The organism is Microbulbifer epialgicus (assembly GCF_041447265.1).
Lineage (GTDB): Bacteria > Pseudomonadota > Gammaproteobacteria > Pseudomonadales > Cellvibrionaceae > Microbulbifer > Microbulbifer epialgicus.
In genome coordinates this window covers 1-1,819 of sequence record NZ_JBGMEK010000210.1, presented here as the reverse complement: position 1 = coordinate 1,819, position 1,819 = coordinate 1, and the positions used below count along the sequence as shown (strand labels likewise).

The window sequence follows — 1,819 nt, the reverse complement described above, 5'->3', positions numbered from 1 at the left end:
TTGAACGACCTGGGACTTCCTGTAGCTCCCATACGCTGGGGTATTTGGCTGAACTGTACGGGTCACACTGATAAACCCCCTCTGGTATACAGCTCTCGAATGGCTTATTACCTAGCCATGGGCGCTCTACGGTATAGAAAGTACGGTCACCGACACATAGCCGGCCCAGAGTTGCTTCTGAGCCATAAGCAAATCGCGTTAATGTGAGCATGATTATCTCGAGAGTGGTTTTACTCGAATACCCATCCAGGACTCTGGATAACCCATGAACTCATAATCGTCAGGGTGGACAACAAGGTATTCCAGTTTGAATTCATTATATTGAGCCCACCTGTACCAGCGCTTGCTTATATTGAGTAAGCGCAGGAGTGGAGAGTCTTCAATCATTTGAAGTCCCAGATTTCAGGCATAAAAAAACCGGCTGGGGGGCCGGTTCAAGAAAGGATGATCGCTGCATGAAAACCTTGGCAGCTTCGCATATATTAGTGCCTAGGCACCTAGGCGTCAACAAAATACTGTACATATTAACAGACTGTATATATAACCATTTTTAATAAGGCTTCTGAGAACCCTCACTAACACAGCAATTTTAATTCGAGAAAAACCCTCAGAACCTGCTTAAATCCCACACTTGATATGATTACTTGATAACTCACTGCAAATATTCCTCGTAAATGCAGGGTTTTTCTACCGATAATTAGTACGAACAGGTTGTAACTTTTTCTTCCTGCAAGCAATGGACTCTAGTAATATTGAGACTCCTTTAAGGAACACAATAAACAAAATTTGGATTTATCATGAAAAATTTTAGCATTGCATTATTTGCCACTTTATTGGCATTTTCATCTATTACATTCGCTGTAGAGAAACCGGCACAAATGACTACCGCAGCAGCGTCAGAAGAAGACGATAAGGAAGATACTAACGAAAGAAAATGTCCCTTCCCCTATCCTAACTGTCAAAAGATGAAGTAAATAATAATGAGCCCGCTTCAACGCGGGCTTTCTTTAGTTGACTTTTGTTGAACTAAATGTACAGACTCAACACTTGCCTCTATTAGTTGATTCATGTTTTCAACCCAAGCTTTAGAGCGCTGAACTTTCTTACAAATAAATCGAATATCCCAACGGTAGTAATATCGAAGCCAAAACACTAATCCCTCAAGCTCAGCTTTTTCCTGATCCCTGCGTCGGCTCACTGCATTCAGATATGCAAGCACGGCCGCATCAGTAAGCTCTGCGCGATTTACATTTATCGGCTCTGGGCTCTCTCTATTCCCTGATACCATTTCCCGGCTGAATGCAGACATACGGGGCCAGGATACAGAATCCCCTGCTCTCTCTGGATAGGCTCGGGACCATTCCCACAATAAGTCACGTATTGCTATTTCTGCCATGCTACCCGCCCCATTATTCCCTGCTGTGCCCTCAGCTCCAGCTCCAATTCAGCTAGCGCATTCCAAGCTTTATGGGCCTTGTGTAACAACCCCGTTTCGGGGTCTTTTGTTTCGTGTCGCTCTTTCAGGTGGTGACGCCATAGCGCATCCCGATAACGCTGCCTACCGTTCGGCACTTGCTGCCAGCCACCCCGAGTATATTTAGTCGCCCCGAATGTTCCCACTTCAGCAACCGCCATTAATGCCAGGGAGAAATCATCAAGCACCCCGGCCATGATTTTTCCCTCGTCACATTTCGCCCCTGGTTCGTGGGGGTCTTTGCCGTTCGGGTCACGCTCCATCGCTTCAGTCATGATTGCTCTCCTCACACTGTATAAACTTCACGGCGCCGGGCGCTGGTAGTGCCTGGCTCTAAGTTATCAA

At 45.9% G+C, this 1,819-nt stretch carries 4 protein-coding genes; 1 reads left to right on the top strand and 3 read right to left on the bottom strand.

Translation table 11 applies throughout. From position 1 onward, the window contains the following. On the bottom strand, positions 1-211 hold a 211-nt coding region (locus ACCI49_RS24540; RefSeq protein ID WP_371841885.1), incomplete at its 3' end, for a DUF5675 family protein. Positions 212-797: 586 nt separating this feature from the next. Here ACCI49_RS24540 and ACCI49_RS24535 point away from each other — a divergent pair. Next, positions 798-974, top strand: coding sequence for a hypothetical protein (locus ACCI49_RS24535; RefSeq protein ID WP_371841884.1), 177 nt, complete (start codon positions 798-800; stop codon positions 972-974). Between the two features lie 17 nt (positions 975-991). Here the strand turns inward: ACCI49_RS24535 and ACCI49_RS24530 are convergent, their stop codons facing one another. Then, positions 992-1,396 carry a hypothetical protein gene (locus ACCI49_RS24530; RefSeq protein ID WP_371841882.1) on the bottom strand — a complete coding sequence of 135 codons (405 nt, stop codon included), beginning with the start codon at positions 1,394-1,396 and terminating at the stop codon, positions 992-994. Next, the gene (locus ACCI49_RS24525) at positions 1,384-1,749 is read right to left on the bottom strand and encodes a dATP/dGTP diphosphohydrolase domain-containing protein (RefSeq protein ID WP_371841881.1); all 366 of its coding nucleotides are present in this window, start codon (positions 1,747-1,749) and stop codon (positions 1,384-1,386) included. The genes ACCI49_RS24530 and ACCI49_RS24525 overlap by 13 nt, the downstream gene beginning before the upstream one ends. Between the last annotated feature and the right edge of the window lie 70 nt (positions 1,750-1,819).